Annotated in this window: 15 protein-coding genes; 8 read left to right on the plus strand and 7 right to left on the minus strand. The window is 48.9% G+C overall.

What is annotated here, in order from left to right; genetic code table 11:
• The first annotated feature begins 194 nt into the window (after positions 1-194).
• From uxuA to iraD, 4 genes are all read left to right on the plus strand, one after another.
• Positions 195-1379, plus strand: coding sequence for a mannonate dehydratase (uxuA, locus tag ACJHYO_RS05135; RefSeq protein ID WP_000438591.1), 1185 nt, complete (start codon positions 195-197; stop codon positions 1377-1379).
• Between the two features lie 80 nt (positions 1380-1459).
• On the plus strand, positions 1460-2920 hold the full coding sequence (locus ACJHYO_RS05140; protein ID WP_000208180.1) for a fructuronate reductase: 1461 nt from the start codon (positions 1460-1462) through the stop codon (positions 2918-2920).
• 214 nt (positions 2921-3134) lie between these two features.
• Positions 3135-3908 (plus strand): Uxu operon transcriptional regulator, encoded by a 774-nt coding sequence (gene uxuR, locus ACJHYO_RS05145; protein ID WP_000833684.1) that lies wholly within the window; start codon positions 3135-3137, stop codon positions 3906-3908.
• Between the two features lie 414 nt (positions 3909-4322).
• Positions 4323-4706, plus strand: coding sequence for an anti-adapter protein IraD (gene iraD / locus ACJHYO_RS05150; RefSeq protein ID WP_001304530.1), 384 nt, complete (start codon positions 4323-4325; stop codon positions 4704-4706).
• 47 nt (positions 4707-4753) lie between these two features.
• On the opposite strand, the gene ptsP is transcribed toward iraD, so the two are convergent.
• From ptsP to dhaK, 3 genes are read right to left on the minus strand one after another with little or no spacing between them, the layout of a single operon-like run.
• Complete coding sequence (ptsP, locus tag ACJHYO_RS05155) at positions 4754-7135, minus strand: phosphoenolpyruvate--protein phosphotransferase (protein ID WP_410232419.1); 2382 nt, start codon at positions 7133-7135, stop codon at positions 4754-4756.
• 3 nt (positions 7136-7138) lie between these two features.
• On the minus strand, positions 7139-7771 hold the full coding sequence (gene dhaL / locus ACJHYO_RS05160) for a dihydroxyacetone kinase subunit DhaL (RefSeq protein ID WP_000701650.1): 633 nt from the start codon (positions 7769-7771) through the stop codon (positions 7139-7141).
• Positions 7772-7783: 12 nt separating this feature from the next.
• The gene (gene dhaK / locus ACJHYO_RS05165; protein ID WP_000733759.1) at positions 7784-8848 is read right to left on the minus strand and encodes a dihydroxyacetone kinase subunit DhaK; all 1065 of its coding nucleotides are present in this window, start codon (positions 8846-8848) and stop codon (positions 7784-7786) included.
• A 324-nt stretch (positions 8849-9172) separates the two neighbouring features.
• Here dhaK and ACJHYO_RS05170 point away from each other — a divergent pair, with 324 nt between their 5' ends.
• From ACJHYO_RS05170 to ACJHYO_RS05185, 4 genes are all read left to right on the plus strand, one after another.
• A complete protein-coding gene (locus ACJHYO_RS05170; protein ID WP_000357812.1) occupies positions 9173-10255 on the plus strand; it encodes a glycerol dehydrogenase in 1083 nt (360 codons plus the stop codon).
• Between the two features lie 66 nt (positions 10256-10321).
• Positions 10322-11590 carry an MFS transporter gene (locus ACJHYO_RS05175; protein WP_000203402.1) on the plus strand — a complete coding sequence of 423 codons (1269 nt, stop codon included), beginning with the start codon at positions 10322-10324 and terminating at the stop codon, positions 11588-11590.
• A 17-nt stretch (positions 11591-11607) separates the two neighbouring features.
• Positions 11608-12972, plus strand: a complete 1365-nt coding sequence (locus ACJHYO_RS05180; RefSeq protein WP_000228118.1) for an FAD-dependent oxidoreductase — start codon at positions 11608-11610, stop codon at positions 12970-12972.
• A 300-nt stretch (positions 12973-13272) separates the two neighbouring features.
• Positions 13273-14814: a BCCT family transporter gene (locus ACJHYO_RS05185; protein WP_000559096.1), complete on the plus strand. Its 1542-nt coding sequence runs from the start codon at positions 13273-13275 to the stop codon at positions 14812-14814.
• Between the two features lie 55 nt (positions 14815-14869).
• Here the strand turns inward: ACJHYO_RS05185 and ACJHYO_RS05190 are convergent, their stop codons facing one another.
• From ACJHYO_RS05190 to gcl, 4 genes are all read right to left on the minus strand, one after another.
• Positions 14870-16012 (minus strand): glycerate kinase, encoded by a 1143-nt coding sequence (locus tag ACJHYO_RS05190; protein ID WP_000706582.1) that lies wholly within the window; start codon positions 16010-16012, stop codon positions 14870-14872.
• Between the two features lie 74 nt (positions 16013-16086).
• Positions 16087-16974: a 2-hydroxy-3-oxopropionate reductase gene (locus ACJHYO_RS05195; protein ID WP_001020473.1), complete on the minus strand. Its 888-nt coding sequence runs from the start codon at positions 16972-16974 to the stop codon at positions 16087-16089.
• 17 nt (positions 16975-16991) lie between these two features.
• A complete protein-coding gene (gene hyi, locus ACJHYO_RS05200; RefSeq protein WP_021560182.1) occupies positions 16992-17774 on the minus strand; it encodes a hydroxypyruvate isomerase in 783 nt (260 codons plus the stop codon).
• 12 nt (positions 17775-17786) lie between these two features.
• Positions 17787-19526 (minus strand): glyoxylate carboligase, encoded by a 1740-nt coding sequence (gene gcl, locus ACJHYO_RS05205; protein WP_001338071.1) that lies wholly within the window; start codon positions 19524-19526, stop codon positions 17787-17789.
• Between the last annotated feature and the right edge of the window lie 33 nt (positions 19527-19559).

The following is a 19559-nucleotide window of genomic DNA, read 5'->3' on the forward strand; positions in this document are numbered from 1 at the left end:
AGTGAAATTCTTGTGATGTGGTTAACCAATTTTAGAATTCGGGTTGACATGTCTTACCAAAAGGTAGAACTTATACGCCATCTCATCCGATGCGACGCTACGGCTGTGGCCGGGTTGTTCATCCGGATACCTAAACAACTCCGGGGTTCCGCGTCTCTTCGCTGTTGAACCCACTATGTGAAAGAGGAAAAATCATGGAACAGACCTGGCGCTGGTACGGCCCAAACGATCCGGTTTCTTTAGCTGATGTCCGTCAGGCGGGCGCAACTGGCGTGGTTACCGCGCTGCACCATATCCCGAACGGCGAAGTATGGTCCGTTGAAGAGATCCTCAAACGCAAGGCGATCGTTGAAGACGCAGGCCTGGTATGGTCTGTCGTAGAAAGCGTACCAATTCACGAAGATATCAAAACCCACACTGGCAACTATGAGCAGTGGATTGCTAACTATCAGCAGACCCTGCGCAACCTGGCGCAGTGCGGCATTCGCACCGTGTGCTACAACTTCATGCCGGTGCTCGACTGGACCCGTACTGACCTCGAATACGTGCTGCCAGACGGCTCCAAAGCTCTGCGCTTCGACCAGATCGAATTCGCTGCATTCGAAATGCATATCCTGAAGCGTCCAGGCGCGGAAGCGGATTACACCGAAGAAGAAATTGCTCAGGCAGCAGTTCGCTTCGCCACTATGAGCGACGAAGACAAAGCGCGTCTGACCCGTAACATCATTGCCGGTCTGCCAGGTGCGGAAGAAGGGTATACCCTCGACCAGTTCCGTAAGCACCTGGAGCTGTACAAAGATATCGACAAAGCCAAACTGCGCGAAAACTTTGCTGTCTTCCTGAAAGCGATTATTCCAGTTGCTGAAGAAGTTGGCGTGCGTATGGCGGTTCACCCGGACGATCCGCCGCGCCCGATCCTCGGCCTGCCGCGCATTGTTTCCACCATTGAAGATATGCAGTGGATGGTTGATACCGTAAACAGCATGGCGAACGGTTTCACCATGTGCACCGGTTCCTACGGCGTGCGTGCTGACAACGATCTGGTTGATATGATCAAGCAGTTCGGTCCGCGTATTTACTTCACCCATCTGCGCTCCACCATGCGTGAAGATAACCCGAAAACCTTCCACGAAGCGGCGCACCTGAACGGTGACGTTGATATGTACGAAGTGGTGAAAGCGATTGTTGAAGAAGAACACCGTCGTAAAGCGGAAGGCAAAGAAGACCTGATCCCGATGCGTCCGGACCACGGTCATCAGATGCTGGACGACCTGAAGAAGAAAACCAACCCAGGTTACTCCGCAATTGGTCGTCTGAAAGGCCTGGCCGAAGTTCGCGGTGTCGAACTGGCGATCCAGCGCGCTTTCTTTAGCCGTTAATACCCACCGGCATGGCTGCGCGCCGTGCCGGTTCCTTCTTCCTTGCCGTCACTCTCTGAAGACGGATTCTGGAGTTTACGATGACTACTATTGTTGACAGCAATCTGCCGGTTGCCCGCCCGTCATGGGATCATTCTCGTCTGGAATCACGCATTGTGCATCTCGGTTGCGGGGCGTTTCACCGCGCGCACCAGGCGCTGTATACCCATCATCTGCTGGAAAGTACCGACAGCGACTGGGGTATCTGCGAAGTTAACCTGATGCCAGGCAACGACCGCGTGCTGATCGAAAACCTGAAAAAACAGCAACTGCTGTACACCGTGGCGGAAAAAGGCGCGGAAAGCACCGAGCTGAAAATTATCGGTTCGATGAAAGAAGCGCTGCATCCGGAAATCGACGGTTGCGAAGGTATTCTCAACGCGATGGCGCGTCCGCAGACGGCGATTGTCTCTCTGACGGTCACGGAAAAAGGCTACTGCGCTGATGCGGCAAGCGGTCAGCTGGATCTCAATAACCCGCTGATCAAGCACGATCTGGAAAACCCGACTGCGCCGAAGTCCGCGATTGGTTACATCGTAGAAGCCCTGCGTCTGCGTCGTGAAAAAGGGCTGAAAGCATTTACGGTGATGTCCTGCGACAACGTGCGTGAAAACGGTCATGTGGCGAAGGTTGCCGTTCTTGGGCTGGCTCAGGCGCGTGACCCGCAACTGGCGGCATGGATTGAAGAAAACGTCACCTTCCCGTGCACCATGGTTGACCGCATCGTTCCGGCGGCGACGCCAGAAACCTTACAGGAAATTGCTGACCAGCTGGGTGTTTACGACCCGTGCGCCATTGCCTGCGAACCGTTCCGTCAGTGGGTAATTGAAGATAACTTCGTTAATGGTCGTCCGGACTGGGATAAAGTGGGCGCGCAGTTTGTTGCGGATGTTGTACCGTTCGAAATGATGAAGCTGCGTATGCTGAACGGCAGCCACTCTTTCCTGGCGTACCTCGGTTACCTCGGTGGCTATGAAACCATTGCCGACACCATGACTAACCCGGCTTATCGCAAAGCGGCCTTTGCCCTGATGATGCAGGAACAAGCGCCAACGCTGTCGATGCCGGAAGGTACGGACCTGAACGCCTATGCGACGCTGCTGATCGAGCGTTTCAGCAACCCGTCTCTGCGTCACCGTACCTGGCAGATTGCAATGGACGGCAGCCAGAAGTTACCGCAGCGTCTGCTGGACCCGGTGCGTCTGCACCTGCAAAACGGCGGTAGCTGGCGTCACCTGGCGCTGGGCGTGGCGGGCTGGATGCGCTACACCCAGGGCGTGGATGAGCAGGGTAATGCCATTGACGTGGTTGACCCGATGCTGGCGGAGTTCCAGAAGATCAACGCGCAGTATCAGGGTGCAGACCGCGTGAAAGCACTGCTGGGCCTGAGCGGTATCTTTGCCGATGATCTGCCGCAGAACGCCGACTTTGTTGGCGCGGTGACGGCGGCATATCAGCAGCTGTGTGAGCGCGGTGCGCGCGAGTGTGTGGCTGCGCTGTAACTAACTGATTACCCTACAGACTTACTGGTCAATCAAACTAATATTTGGTTGACCAGTTTTCGTTTTTTTGCCCACCTGTACGTGCCAACATCCAGTGCTAATGGTATAGTTTGAGCTTAACGGGTGCCGTAAAATTGCCCGTTGTAGGTCGGATAAGGCGTTCACGCCGCATCCGGAAAAAATTTGATTAACCGCACCTAACGGACACAACACCATGAAATCTGCCACCTCTGCGCAAAGACCTTACCAGGAAGTCGGGGCGATGATCCGCGATCTGATCATAAAGACGCCGTACAATCCTGGCGAACGGCTGCCACCGGAGCGTGAAATTGCAGAAATGCTTGATGTCACGCGGACGGTGGTACGTGAAGCGCTGATCATGCTGGAGATCAAAGGGCTGGTGGAAGTGCGTCGGGGTGCAGGTATCTATGTTCTTGATAGCTCAGGCAGCCACAACGCAGACAGTCCGGATGCCAACGTCTGCAACGATGCCGGTCCTTTTGAGCTGTTACAGGCGCGGCAGTTACTGGAAAGTAACATCGCCGAGTTTGCCGCCCTGCAGGCTACCCGCGAAGATATCGTCAAAATGCGCCAGGCATTGCAACTGGAAGAGCGTGAACTGGCTTCCAGCGCGCCGGGCAGCAGCGAAAGCGGTGACATGCAGTTCCATCTCGCTATTGCCGAAGCAACGCATAACAGCATGCTGGTGGAGTTATTCCGTCAGTCCTGGCAGTGGCGGGAAAACAATCCAATGTGGATCCAGTTGCACAGCCATCTGGATGACAGCCTGTATCGCAAAGAGTGGTTGGGCGATCACAAACAGATCCTCGCTGCGTTAATCAAAAAAGATGCCCGAGCGGCGAAGCTGGCAATGTGGCAGCATCTGGAGAATGTGAAGCAGCGCTTGCTGGAGTTCTCTAATGTTGATGACATCTATTTCGATGGTTATCTGTTTGATTCATGGCCGCTGGATAAAGTCGACGCCTGATCCCTCATTTCTGGTGCAAAGTTTAACCGCTTTGCACTATGTATTGTTCCCTGAGTAGTTAATGATGTTCTGCAGAATATATTATGCGTAATTTAATCATTACGTACGATATATTGTTTTGGAATAATTATATATCAGTTTAACGCTGAGAAATTATTCGGAATAATCAGAATATGTTAACGTATTTCCGTTATGTTTAATGACTTTTGTCAAATGATATCTTTTTAAATTAAAAGTCAGTGGATATTCTTTTCTGTACAGTGTTTTATCTTTGGCGGATCTTATAAATCCCTTATGAAAGTGCCAGGGACGCAATGAGCATAAAGGAATGATTATGGAATATGAGCATCAACCCAGTGGTGTCCGGCAGCCAGGGCAGGATACAGATGCCACTAAACGTCAGGAGTGCGCAAAATGATGCGCCAATCAGTTCAGACGGTATTACCTGAAAGTACAGGAAACAATACGTTATCGCTGCGTGATTCCGTATGCCGGGATCTCTTTCAACTTTTTAGTTCTCCCCATTCACCGCTACCAATATTACTTGTTTCAGGCATGCCTGAGTGGCAAGGGCATAATCAGAGCGACAAGCTTCTCCAGAGTTGGTATTGCCGCCAGTTACGTTCCGCGCTTTTATTTCATGAGCCACGTATTGCGGCATTGCAGGTCAATCTGAAAGAAGCCTATTGCCACGAGTTGGCCATTAGTCTGGAGATGATGCTGTACCACGATGATGAGCCGCTAACGTTTGACCTGGTCTGGCAGAAGGGCAGCTGGCATCGCACGATGCCGCAGTAAATGACGGGAAACGCGATACGCGCAAGACGTATCGCGTTAGGTCACAATTAGTGGGAGGTTCTGATTGCTGCTTTCAAGGCCGGAAGCCGGGATGGACTGGCACTGAGCTTATCAATCCCCATGGTGAGCAGTCGTGCTGTTTGCTGGATATCTCCAGCCATTTCGCCGCACATACTGACCGGAATTTCATTATTACGTCCGGCCTGACACACCATAGCAATAGCGTTAATCACCGCGTCATTACAATAATCGACCAGTTTCGCGACGGTGCTATTTCCTCTGTCTGCCGCCATAATATATTGCGTCAGATCGTTGGTGCCGATGGAAAAGAAATCGACTTCACTGGCTAATTTGTCTGCAATCATGACTGCGGCAGGAACCTCAATCATAATTCCCAGCGCCGGAAGATTTTCTGCAGTAAGTCCCAGCAGTTTTGCCTGAGCGTGTATCAATGTTTTGACGGCCCTGACCTCCTCGAGCGTTGAAACCATCGGCAGCATAATTTGCAACGTTGGGTATTCTTTCCCGGCCCGGAGAAGTGCGCGCAATTGAGGAATAAATATTTGTGGATGCGCCAGACACAACCGGATACCTCGAAGTCCCAGGAAGGGGTTGTCCTCTGTGGGTAAAGGGTATGAAGGTAGCGGTTTATCACCACCAATGTCCAGAGTCCGGATCGTGACTGGTTTGTCGCCAAAAACTCGGGCGACAGAACAATACACACGGAACTGCTCTTCCTCATCAGGTAATGTCGCAGAATCGTGGAATAAAAACTCGGTACGCAGCAAGCCAACGCCCTCAGCGCCGTGAGACAGTGCGGCATCAATGTCTTGCAGATCACCAATATTCGCCAGCACGCTGATTTTACGCCCACCTTGCGTGACAGCGGGCAGCATGGCATCAGCTAACTGACGATCCCTTTGTTGCCGCCATGCTTCGGCGCGTTGCAGTAAATCCAGGCGGGTGACCTCATCCGGCTGTAGCCACAAACGGCCTGTTTCACCATCAAGAATGACCGTGTCGTTATCGCGGACGTTTTGCGGGGTAATAGCTGCCTTCACAATGGCAGGAATACCCATTGCTCTGGCAAGGATCGCTGTATGTGAAATTGTTCCGCCATTATGAAGACAAATGCCAAGAATGTGTGCTTTATTCAGGCTGGTTATCTGTGATGGCAACAGATCGTTGGCTAACAAAATGCAGGGCGCGGTAGTGATAAAGTGTTGTTCACTTACCCCGCAAAGCTGGTTCAGTACCTGACGTGTAAGGTCACGGATATCTGCCTCGCGTTCACGTAAATACAGTGTTTCCGCCTGACAATATTGCTCTGCTAATGCCTGCATGACTTCTAACCATGCGAATTCCGCCTGTTTGCCCTTTGCCAGACGTTGCTGTAATTGCCGGTTAATCTCTGGATCTTCAAGCATCATTTTATGGGCGGCAAAAATATCGCCTTCAGGGCCTGCCGCTTTATCGGCAAGTTCACAAACAACAATGTCGATAGCAGACTCGATTCGCGACAGCTCTTCTTGCGGAGAATCGACGGTGCGCTGCGTAATTTCTGGTCGTTCGCAGGTAAACCATTTAACAGGACCAATAGCGATACCATTTTGTACTGACAAGCCTGATATTGCGCCATCGACAGGGGCGCTGACCACGGGGGTGGCGGTTAGCGGAATCTCTGAAGAAGCGAGCAGGTGAGCTTCACCAAAATGATTTTTCGCCAACGTTTCAATTGCCTTGAGAGCGTCACTGGCATCGGTGCCTTCGGCCTGGAAGATGATTTCATCGCCACAGCGGACGCCCAGCATTGCCAGTTCGTTGAGACTGCGGGTGCTGGCGCGTTTATCGCCTTTGATGACGATAATGTTTGCCGAATATTGTGCTGATACTTTCAGGATGCTGGCTGCCGGACGAGCATGAATGCCGTGGGGATTACATATCGTCCAGCAAAAAGTTTGCCATTCACCGGAATGATTGACTGGTGATATTGCTGGCATAACGTCGCCTGCAGGCGGGGATGGCATGAGCTGCTGCTGTTTAGCGCACAGCGCAAGATCCACTTCAGCGATAATCTCCGTCACCGAAAGCCCCGCTGCGGCAGACGTTACCGCTGACATGGCACCTTCCACTACAGGGGCGGCGAGCAGATAAATTGCACTTCTTTGCTCTTCAGAAAGCAGCTCCAGCGCCATCTCGGTACTAAGCAGCGCACTGCCCATATCCATGAGTACCAGAACGCCATCCTGTGACCAGACCGATTCAATCGCAGACATAATGGCAATAGCATCAGTGCCAATCGGATTTTGCGGATCATCAATACCTGCAGCAATGGCCAGAGGAACGTCCCCTCCAGACATCTGTAGTGCTAATTCCTCAATCCCCTGGGCGAGACGTAGACTATGAGAAACAATAACAATGGCAACCATAATTTATCCCGCGAATCCTTCCTGCATAGCCTTAATCATCAGCCAGGAGGAGGTCGCGCCTGGATCCTGATGGCCCACACTGCGAGCGCCGAGATAACTGGCACGTCCTTTTTTCGCCTGCATATTGATGGTGTTATCGACGGCTGTTGCCGCATCTTGCACCATCGTATTCAGCAGAAGGGAAGGCGACATTCCGGCTTGCAGGTTCTTTTTGGCTTCGTGGAGGACTGGAACCCAGACATCACACAGTGTTTTATCCCCTTGTTCTGCTTTTCCTCGTGCGATAACGCCTGCAATCCCTTCTTCCAGACACGCCAGCCACTCTTCCAGACTTAATTCTGTTCTGGCTCCCACTGCCGCAGAAGCGCGAATAAATAATGTGCCGTAAAGAGGACCACTGGCACCGCCAACGCTGGAAAGTAGTTTCATGCCAGTATTTTTAAGGATATTGCCAATATGCTGACGTTCAATGTCGGGCAACGTCGCTTTCACGGCACTGAAACCACGATTCATATTGAGGCCGTGGTCGGCATCACCAATATCTCTGTCAAGTGCGGTTAGAAAATCTTGTTGTTCAGTAAGATGTGCAGCACAACTCTCCAGCCAGGCAATAACATGTTTGTTTTGAATTTTCATATAATGTCCTTATTAACATCCCCAACGAAGCGCTGGCGTATTGACCGGGGCATCCCAAAGTTGCAAAAACTCTGGGGTACATTTCAGCAGGCTAATGGAAAATCCGGCCATATCTAATGATGTACAATAATTACCGACCAACTGGCGGCTAATTTTAATTCCCTGGCGCTGTGCGGCGCACATAAATACCCTGGCTACACCATATAACTCTGATTCAGGCGTGCTGCCAAGTCCGTTAATTAACACAATATATTCGGCATTTTGATCGAATGACTCATTCATTGATGATGCGTCAATCCATCCCCCCGCATGGCGATCCCAATGGCGTAATGTGCGTCGCCAGGGGGTATTATCCAGTAATTGCGCTATCACGCTGTCGATTAAAGTGTTCAGATCTTGCAAAGTGCGGCGTTCAATGCCGGGTTCACCGTGGATCCCGACACCAAATTCGATTTCATTATCAGCCAGTTCAAATGAGGGTTTTCCCGCGGCGGGAACCGTACAGGCTGACAGTGCGATGCCAAAAGAACGGGTGGCATTGTTAACATCTTTGCCAAGTTGCTCGCACTGCCCCAGGTTATATCCCTGAAGTGCAGCCGCACCGACAATCTTTTCAACAAAAACTGTACCCGCAACACCGCGACGTCCGGCTGTATACAGGCTATCTTTTACCGCTACATCATCATCAATAATGACGGTCCCAACGGCGATGCCTTCTTCGTGTAACATCTCGACTGCCGTTTCGAAATTCAGAATATCGCCAGTGTAATTTTTGATGAAAAACAGAACGCCAGAACCATTATCAACCGCTTTGGCACATTCGATCATTTGATCTGGCGTGGGCGATGTGAAGATTTCACCAGGACATGCACCGGTTAACATTCCCATACCGACAAAACCTGCATGCAGTGGTTCATGGCCTGAGCCGCCGCCTGAAATCAGCGCCACTGCATTATCGGTTTGTTTGCACCACACATATCGGGGTGCGTAATTTGCCTGCAGGTGTGGCCAGGTGGCGATGAGTCCTTCCATTTGTTCTGTGACAACAGAATCAATCTGGTTAATTAATTTCTTCATAGTCATTCCTGTTCTGATAAATTACGTAAATCGCGCTAAATATGCTTGCGAGATTAATTCTCCAGCCGCAATAAAACAAATCGCACGATAATAAGATTCATAATGAAACAGTTAATTCATTGTGTTGTTCCAAAATGAAATGGGATCGGTGACAAGATTAGGGGTTTGTGATTAAAGCATAAAAAATATTTTTATTATTGCTTTGGGATGATGTTTTTTACAGCGCGATCATAAAACATAATTTTTCGCGAATGAAATGTTTGCCGCCACTGGATGCAACGAGTAGGTTAACAGTGAAGCAAAACAAGTTACGCGAGGAATGATATGGATAAGATTATTATAAGTCCGGCTAAATATATCCAGGGAAATGGTTCTCTGGATAATATTGCTACATATGCGGCGAGTTTGGGAACAGAACCATTAATTATTGCAGATGAATTTGTGACCGGTCTGGTGGGTGACAGAGTAAGCCAGAGCTTTGCAAAAGAAAATATTACTGCAGATTTTGATATCTTTTGTGGTGAATGCTCGCAAAATGAAATTTCTCGAATTCGTGAGAAATTTAATCAGCGTAAATATAATGTCGTTATTGGTATTGGCGGCGGTAAAACGTTGGATACGGCAAAAGCCGTAGCGTATTACCAAAAAATTCCGGTGGTGGTGGTGCCGACAATTGCTTCCACAGATGCGCCAACCAGTTCTCTGGCAGTAATTTACACCCCGGAAGGTCAGTTTAGCGAATATCTGTTTTTCCCGAAAAACCCGGATATGGTGATTATGGATACTGGCGTCATTTCAGCCGCGCCAGTGCGTCTGCTGGTGGCCGGTATGGGAGATGCATTGTCAACCTGGTTTGAGGCGAGAGCCAATCAGGCGTCAGGAAAAGCCACAATGGCAGGTGGGGCGTCGACACTGGCGGCACTGGCTATTGCCCGACTCTGTTATACCACGCTACTGGAAGATGGCTATAAGGCAAAAGTCGCGGTTGAACAAGGTGTTAGCACCAAAGCGGTAGAGAATATTATCGAAGCTAATACCTATCTTAGCGGCATTGGATTTGAGAGTAGCGGCCTGGCGGCAGCTCATGCCATTCATAACGGCATGACGCAACTGGAGGAATGCCATCATTGCTACCACGGTGAAAAAGTGGCATTTGGCGTCCTGGTACAGCTCGTACTGGAAAACGCACCACAGGAGGAAATTGAAACCGTACTCAATTTCTGCCATAGCGTTGGCTTGCCGACAAATCTTCATATGTTAGGCGTGAAGGAAATTAATAAAGATAAATTACGGGCAGTGGCTAAAGCCGCGACTGCTGAAGGGGAAACTATCCATAATATGCCATTCGTAGTAACAGCGCAGGACGTTCTTTGTGCAATTTTAACTGCACATCATTTGGGACTTTAAAAAATAATACGGCCTGTGCAAAGCAGGCCGTTGGTGTCATTTTAAATACTTCATTCGGGAATAAATATGACCAGTAACTGGAAACGTTGGATCACGCTGGCGTTATGTGGTATTGCCGGAAGTGCAATATATAAATTGCCTTATTTACGGGAAACCTATTACGACGCGATGCAGCAGGCTACAGGAGCGACTAATGCTGAACTTGGTTTTCTAATGACAGCCTATGGTCTGGTGAACTTTTTATTATATCTACCTGGCGGTTGGGCTGCCGATAGATTTTCTGCACGTAAATTAATGACCTTTTCATTAATTTCCACCGGGATAAGCGGTTTTTATTATGCGACCTTCCCCTCGTATACCATGATCTGTTTGTTACATGCACTTTGGGCTGTTACAACCGTATTTACGTTTTGGGCCGTGTGTGTGCGAATTATTCGTACCCTGGGAACCAGCGAAGAACAAGGACGCTTATACGGTTACTGGTTTCTGGGTAAGGGATTAACCTCCATTGTACTGGGATTTCTTTCCGTGCCGGTATTTGCCAAATTTGGCGAAGGTGTTGATGGTTTACGGGCGACAATTATTTTTTATTCCGTAGTGACTATTCTGGCCGGTGTTTTAGCCTGGTTTGTTTGTCAGGATGAAACACACAGCGAAGATAAAGCGAATTTCCGTCTGGCAGATATGGCATTCGTGCTGAAAATGCCGACGGTTTGGCTGGCAGGTGTTGTGACCTTTTGTATGTGGTCAATTTATATCGGCTTTGGCATGGTCACGCCGTATCTCACGCAGATCCTGCATATGGGCGAATCGGAAGTGGCAGTTGCCAGTATTCTTCGCGCCTATGTGTTATTTGCGATGGGGGGATTAATTGGCGGACAACTGGCCGACCGCTGTGCGTCACGCACGCGTTTTATGATTTACGCCTTTATCGGCATGATTGTCTTTACTACCGTTTATTTCTTCCTGCCCGGTGAGTCGCGCTACGTCACTATTGCGCTGGCGAATATGGTTGCGTTGGGCGTGTTTATTTACTCTGCGAATGCCGTGTTCTTCTCAATTATTGATGAGGTTCGGATCCCGGCAAAAGTCACAGGGACTGCTGCGGGTCTGATCTCTTTACTGACCTATTTCCCGGAAATCTACTGCTACACGATGGTGGGCAATATGGTCGACCGCAAACCGGGTATTGCCGGTTATCAGGATGTTTTCCTGTTCATGTTGGTTTGCGCATTCATCGGCCTTATCGCCGCACTGGTCCTCCAGCGTGTGAATCGTAAAAGTAAAAATCAAGTCAATGAAATCACTGAAAACAATGCGGATTGCGCATCCTGAATCTGACGGGGGAACCAATGGTGGACATGATTAATGAAAGTGCACGGCAAACGCCAGTCATTGCACAAACGGACGTTCTGGTTATCGGGGGCGGTCCGGCAGGATTATCCGCTGCCATTGCGGCAGGGCGGTTAGGTGCCAGAACCATGATTGTTGAGCGCTACGGGTCGCTAGGCGGCGTATTGACGCAGGTCGGGGTAGAAAGTTTTGCCTGGTATCGTCATTCGGGGACGGAAGATTGTGAAGGGATCTGTCGTGAGTATGAAGGCCGCGCACGAGCGCTGGGTTTCACACGACCAGAACCTCAGTCAATTAGCGAAGTTATAGATACTGAAGGATTTAAAGTTGTCGCCGATCAGATGATTACGGAATCTGGCGTTGAGCCGTTATATCACTCCTGGGTTGTGGACGTGATCAAGGACGGGGATACGTTATGCGGTGTTATCGTCGAGAATAAATCAGGTCGAGGGGCAATTCTGGCGAAAAGAATCGTCGATTGCACGGGGGATGCTGATATTGTCGCTCGTGCAGGAGCGCCCTGGACGAAACGGAGCAAGGACCAACTGATGGGCGTCACCGTGATGTTCAGTTGCGCAGGTGTTGATGTGGCACGCTTTAACCGTTTTGTTGCGGAAGAACTTAAGCCGACCTACGCGGATTGGGGCAAAAACTGGACGATTCAAACCACGGGTAAAGAAGACCCGATGTTTAGCCCGTATATGGAGGATATTTTTACCCGCGCGCAACAGGATGGTGTGATTCCAGGTGACGCCCAGGCGATTGCCGGAACCTGGTCGACCTTTTCTGAAAGCGGTGAGGCTTTCCAGATGAATATGGTGTACGCCTTTGGTTTTGACTGTACCGATGTCTTCGATTTAACCAAAGCTGAGATTGTCGGAAGGCAGCAAGCATTATGGGCAATTGACGCACTACGCCACTATGTTCCGGGCTTTGAAAATGTACGGTTACGCAATTTTGGTGCCACGCTGGGGACGCGTGAATCACGGCTTATTGAGGGGGAAATACGTATTGCTGATGATTACGTCCTTAATCAGGGGCGTTGTTCGGACAGTGTAGGGATTTTCCCGGAATTTATTGATGGTTCCGGTTATCTCATTTTGCCAACGACCGGGCGTTTCTTTCAGATCCCTTATGGTTGTCTGGTGCCGCAAAAAGTGGAGAACCTTTTGGTCGCCGGTCGCTGTATTTCCGCAGGCGTAGTTGCACATACTTCTATGCGTAACATGATGTGTTGTGCCGTTACCGGTGAGGCCGCAGGTACTGCCGCCGTGGTTTCGCTACAGCAAAATTGCACCGTGCGTCAGGTTGCTATCCCTGATTTGCAAAACACGCTGCAACAGCAGGGCGTACGTCTGGCATAACAACAAGGCGCAGAGAGCTGAAAGCCTGTCTGCGCCTTGCAGGAGAAAGACCATGAGGGATGATGACCTGGAGCACTTAAGTGCCAATTACTGGATAACCACAGTTCTCTGCGGCCTCTTTTTGGGGATATTCCTGTTCATGCTGCAACAGCATCAGCGTGGTTTAGCTCTGTATTGTATTGCGGCGCTTTCACTTATTTGCGCCTTTTTTTCTTTACGCCTTTCCCGACAATTGCAACACATGAAAAAGGAACGGCAAAATATTCGTCCTCATTGAATGAAAACATTCAGGAGACTGAAATGCACTATTTAAAAAAACGCTTTTCTTTGATTGAACTGAATGTGTTTATCCCAGCAATATTATTTATTGCGGTAATCATTCTGTGTTTGACGATATATCCACAAGATACCAGCCGGTATATAAATAAAATACATCATTTTTTAACCTGGGAAATGGGCGGGATTTTTCTGGTCATGACTTTTCTGGTTGTACTTTGTTGTCTGTGGCTGGCCTTCTCACGTTATGGCGATATCTTGTTAGGTCAGTCGGGAGAAAAACCTGACTTCAGCTTGTTAACCTGGCTTGGACTTATTTTTACTTCTGGAACAGGGGGCAGCTTGTTATATCTGGCCTCTGTAGAGTGGATTTGGATCATTCAGCAACCGCCTTTTGGCGCAACAGCAGGAAGCGCTCAGGCTGCTCGTTGGGCCTCTGCTTATGGCATGTTCCATTGGGGGCCGTCCGCATGGGCATGGTATTTGATTTGCGCCGTTCCTATTGGTTGGTTTATGCATGTTAAGAAAACAAACTCATTAAAGGTCAGTGATTTATGTCGTGGATGTTTGGGAGCGCGTGCGGATGGTTTTTGCGGGCATTGTGTGAATTTTTTCTACATGTTTGGTTTGCTCGGCGGCGCGGTAACGTCTCTGGCGCTGGGAACGCCGATGATTTCTGCCGTATTTTGCCATGTGTTTCATCTGGATCCTGCCGGGCAGTTTATCAATGTCATGGTTATTTTTATCTGGACGCTAGTACCATTATTCATTCTCTTTTTTGGACTTAAAAAAGGTGTGGCATGGGCCAGTAACTGGAATATTCGTGCTGACATTTTGATGCTACTGGCAATACTGATTTGTGGACCAACGGCATTTATACTTAATCAATCAATTGATGGTCTCGGCCTGATGCTGCAAAATTTTGTAGCGATGAGTTTAAGTACCGATGCTATTGGTCGTAGCGGATTTCCACAGATGTGGACCGTATTTTATTTTTCATGGTGGGTCGTGTATGCCATCCCATTCGGTTTATTTATCGCCCGTATTTCAAAAGGAAGGACGATCCGGCAATTGATTGTATGTGGAACTCTGGCAGGTTCATTGGGATGCATGGTTTTTTACATGGTACTGGCTAATTTCGGCTTATCGTTGCAGACAACTCATGTCATCGATTTTGTTCCCATACTTAACGAACAAGGGCGAGGCGTTGTCGTTTCTCGTTTACTGGAGCAGCTACCCGCAAGTCAGGTGTTTTTGGTTGCTTTTGGGGCTATAGCATTAATTTCATATATTACCGGACACTGTACTGTGGGTTATGCCCTCGGTTTTGCGACGCAAAAACGGGCAGATAGTGAGAGTGAACCGGCATTCTGGAACGTGGCATTTTGGTTGATTATGACTGGAATCGTCGCCATCACACTCTATCTTCTTGATGCGCAAAGTCTGCAACCGCTACAAACGGTGTCTATTCTGGCTGGACTACCGCTTTGCGGCGTGGTGTTTATTTTATTGAAGAGTTTTTTGACACAGCTTGCGGCTGAAGAGAAAAACGCGAGAGATGAATAATGATGTTCAGGAATGCCCGGTAATTTGCATTATCGGGCATTTTACCGAACGGGAATTAACTCAGGATCGCACGAAAATATCCCGCCAGATTTTCTCCAAGACGAATTAAATTATTTTCTCCCTGACTCAGCGCGGTCGGTAAATTGCAAGGGCCGTTGACGACAGAAAAACAGGCTTCTATTCCACACTGGCGTAACTCATTCAGATCAAGTTGATCATCGATATACCCGGCAATTGCGATAACCGGAACGCCCATCATCTGGGCAACTTTGGCTGCGCCTACGGGCGCTTTGCCATTCAGGCTCTGACTATCTAATTTCCCTTCACCGACAATGGCCAATGCTGCGTATTTTAAATGTTGGGTATATTGAATCGCTTCCAGCACGAGCGAAATACCCGGTTGTAAGCGAGCATCGAGAAAAGCCATCAAGGCCGCGCCAACGCCGCCAGCCGCCCCAGAACCGGGTATCGTATCGACGTCTTTACCACAACAACGGTAGATGCAACGGGCATAGTTTTTCATTCCCTGTTCCAGTTGCTCAAGGTCGTCAGCACTGGCCCCTTTTTGTTGACCGAAAACCCGGGTCGCGCCGTTATCGCCGGTTAGTGGGTTGGTGACATCGCAGGCTGCAATAAATTTCACATTTTTCAATCGTGGATCGAGGTGCTGTAAGTCAATGTGGTGAATTGCCGCCAGCCCCATCCCATTAACAGAGACTGATAGCCCTTCGGCGTCTGTAAACGATGCGCCAAGTGCCGACATCAACCCAATACCGCCATCATTTGTAGCACTGCCACCCAGGCATAGAATAACGGTATCAATATTGTGTTCCAGGGCGGCGAGAATAAGTTCGCCAGTGCCAAACGACGTCGTATAAAGGGGAGAAAGCTGGACAGGAGAAACCAGTTCCAGCCCTGAAGCTTGTGCCAGTTCTATCACTGCGGTGGTTTGGTTGCCTAAAATACCGTATTGCGCATGTATTGATTCGCCAAGCGGTCCGGTGACTTTTTTAGTGTAAAACGTACCGTCAGTCGCATGAATGAGTGTTTCGAGCGTGCCTTCGCCGCCATCAGCCACGGGCAAACACACCAGTTGGCTGCCAGGCAGGACCTTGCGCCAGCCGATTGCCAGCGCTTCGGCGACTTTCCATGCAGGAAGGCATTCTTTAAAGGAGTCGGGGGAGATAACTATCTTCATAGCAGGTCTCTCAAAATAGGGGAATGGGGCAGGGCAATGAGTGAACGAAGGGAACCGGTGGTTCCCTTAATTCATTATTTACGGATAGTGAAATTGGCTTGTGTTTCAAGCGCCCGAATTAACGCAGAATGATCCCACTCTTTACCACCGAGCGCGGCGCAGGCGCTAAATAATTGTTGCGTCATAGCCGTGTTAGGAAGCGGGGTATTCAACAGGCGGGCATTCTCCAGCGCCAGATTCAGATCTTTTTGATGCAGACTAATACGAAAACCGGGTTCGAATGTTCCTTTAATCATCCGTTCGCCATGAACTTCCAGCACGCGAGAGGAGGCAAACCCTCCCATCAGCGCTTCACGTACGCGGGCGGGATCGGCACCTGATTTACTGGCAAAGAGCAGGGCTTCAGCCACCGCTTCAATATTCAGTGCAACAATAATTTGGTTAGCGACTTTGCACGTTTGACCATCACCGACGTTACCGACCAGAGTGATATTTTTACCCATCAATTCCAGAATCGGTTTGATCTGCAAATAAACCTCTTCACATCCGCCAACCATAATGGAAAGCGTCCCGGCTTTCGCGCCAACTTCACCGCCAGAGACGGGCGCATCGATATATTCCGCGCCTCCCGCGATAATACGTTGTGCAAATGCTTTGGTGGCAACTGGGGAAATTGAACTCATATCAATCACAATTTTCCCGTGGCTTAAACCGTGTATTACGCCATAGTTGGGATGAAAAAGAACATCCTCAACATGTGGGGTATCAGGGAGCATGGTGATGATGACCTCACACTCCTGCGCGACTTCACGCGGTGTAGAGCAAACAATGCCACGTTCACCAATAAGCTCTTGCGGTGCAGGTTCAAAATGCGCTGAAAAATAAAGAGTATGTCCGGCTTGTTGTAAATTATAAGCCATCGGCTTACCCATTATGCCGGTGCCGATAAATCCAATATTCATGATAAATACCTCAGGGATTAAAATTGAGTCTCGTTTTTTAGCCAGCGTAGACTTTCAGTCGTTGTCGTAGATGGAACATATTCGCAACCAATCCATCCCTGATAACCAATCTGGTCTATATAATTTAACAACCACGGGTAATTAATTTCTCCCGTCCCTGGTTCATGACGCCCAGGGTTATCGGCTAATTGAATATGTCCAATGTTATTCAGGTTGTTTTTGATTGTTGTAGCAATATTCCCTTCCATGATTTGCATATGATAAATATCGTATTGATAGCGAAAATCAGGATGATTTACATCATGAATAATATTGAGAGCTTGTCTGGTGTTGTTAACAAAAAAACCGGGAATATCTTTTGTATTAATGGCTTCCAGAACTAACTTTATGCCATGAGAAGCCAATTTATCTACTGCATAGCGCAAATTTTCGACCAGTGTTTCATGACATTGTTCATGCGAATAACCACCTGGATGTTTTCCTGCAAGGCAATTAACTTGTGAACAATTAAGGACCTGGGCATATTCTATCGCTCTGCAAACACCCTCCTGAAATTCTTTTGCCCGACCAGGATGACATGCAATACCCCGTTCACCCTCTTGCCAGTTACCCGCAGGAAGATTAAACAAAACCTGAGTCAGATTATGTTGATGCAGTTGCGAAGCCAGCTCGTCAGTGGAAAAGTCATAGGGAAAAAGATATTCAACGCCGTGGAATCCTGCGTGACTTGCCTGCGCAAAACGTTCAATAAATGGATGCTCGGTAAAAAGCATTGATAAATTCGCTGCAAACTTTGCCATAATCCTGTTTCCTTATAAATCGAGAATTTCTTCAAATTCTGTGACTTTATTAATGTCAGGTCCCATAGCGATATTAGTCACGCGTTCAGTAATAATTTCTACAACAACAGGTACGTGAAATTCGTCACGCAAACGCTGGGCTTCTTGCAGTGCAGGCGCAATATCCTGTGATGCGAATACGCGAATCGCTTTACATCCTAATCCTTCAACCACAGCTTTATGATCAACGCCATAACCATTAATTTCTGGAGCATTAATATTTTCAAATGACAGTTGAACGCAATAATCAATATCAAATGCACGTTGTGATTGACGAATCAAACCAAGATAAGCGTTGTTAAGTAAAATATGGATATACGGAAGATTAAATTGTGCGCCGACGGCTAATTCTTCAATCAAGAATTGAAAATCGTAATCACCGGATATTGCCACAACGGGAACAGATGGATCAGCTTTTACCGCGCCCAGTGCTGCGGGCATTGTCCAGCCTAGCGGCCCAGCCTGACAGGCATTAATCCAGTGGCGTGGGCGGTAAACATGTAAAAATTGGTTTGCGGCGATTTGCGCCAGACCAATTGTCGAAATATAGCGTGTCTCCGGTCCGAAAACCTTATTCATTTCGTGATACACGCGCTGCGGTTTAATTGGATTGCAGTCAAAGTCTGAACGACGAAGCATTGTGCGTTTACGCTCGGCACATTCGGCAATCCAGCGACTGCGGTCTTTCAGTTCTCCACGTGACTTCATATCACGGGCGACCTGAATAAATAGCGTTAAGGCGCTTTCAGCATCAGAAACAATGCCCAGATCCGGCGCAAATATCCGGCCAATTTGTGCAGGTTCGATATCAACATGAATGAATTTGCGGCCTTCGGTGTAGGTCTCAATGGCTCCGGTATGGCGGTTTGCCCAACGGTTACCGATACCAAAAACAAAATCTGAGGCCAGATAACTGGCGTTACCATAGCGATGACCCGCCTGACATCCCATGCGACCAATCATTAGGGGGTGATCGTCTGATAAAGCGCCCCAACCGCGTAAGGTTTGAATGACGGGAACGCCAGTTAACTCGACAAACTCACGCAACAATTCACTCGCTTCGGCGTTAATAATGCCACCGCCAGCGATGATGACGGGCTTTTCGGCGTCATTTAGCATTTCTAATGCGCGTACGGCCTGGGCCCGTGTTGCCTTAGGTTGCCAGGGGATTAGTGGCTGATAGAGATCGATATCAAACTCAATTTCGGTCATCTGAACATCAAAAGGGAGATCTAAAAGAACCGGGCCAGGGCGGCCTGAACGCATTTCCCAGAAGGCTTTCTGGAATATCCCCGGCAACTGACCCGCTTCGAGAATTGTGCGAGCCATTTTGGTTACTGGCGTGGCGATAGCCTCAATATCGACGGCCTGGAAATCTTCTTTATGAAGTTTTCCTACGGGAGCTTGACCAGTAATGCAGAGAATAGGAATGGAATCCGCAGAGGCAGAATACAGCCCGGTAATCATATCAGTGCCCGCAGGGCCTGATGTGCCAATACACACGCCAATATTGCCATTCTGACTGCGGGTGTAACCTTCAGCCATATGCGAGGCGCCCTCAACATGACGGGCCAGAATATGATCAATACCGCCTGATTTTTTCATCGCGGCATAGAGTGGGTTTATTGCTGCGCCGGGTACACCAAAAGCAACGCTAATGCCTTCTTTTTTCAGTATTTCTACTGCAGCTTCGATTGCACGCATCCTCGCCATACATTATTTCTCCTGATATTTACGCTGAGTTGA

Source organism: Escherichia sp. WS1118 (assembly GCF_046487695.1).
In the GTDB taxonomy this organism is placed as follows: Bacteria; Pseudomonadota; Gammaproteobacteria; order Enterobacterales; family Enterobacteriaceae; genus Escherichia; species Escherichia coli.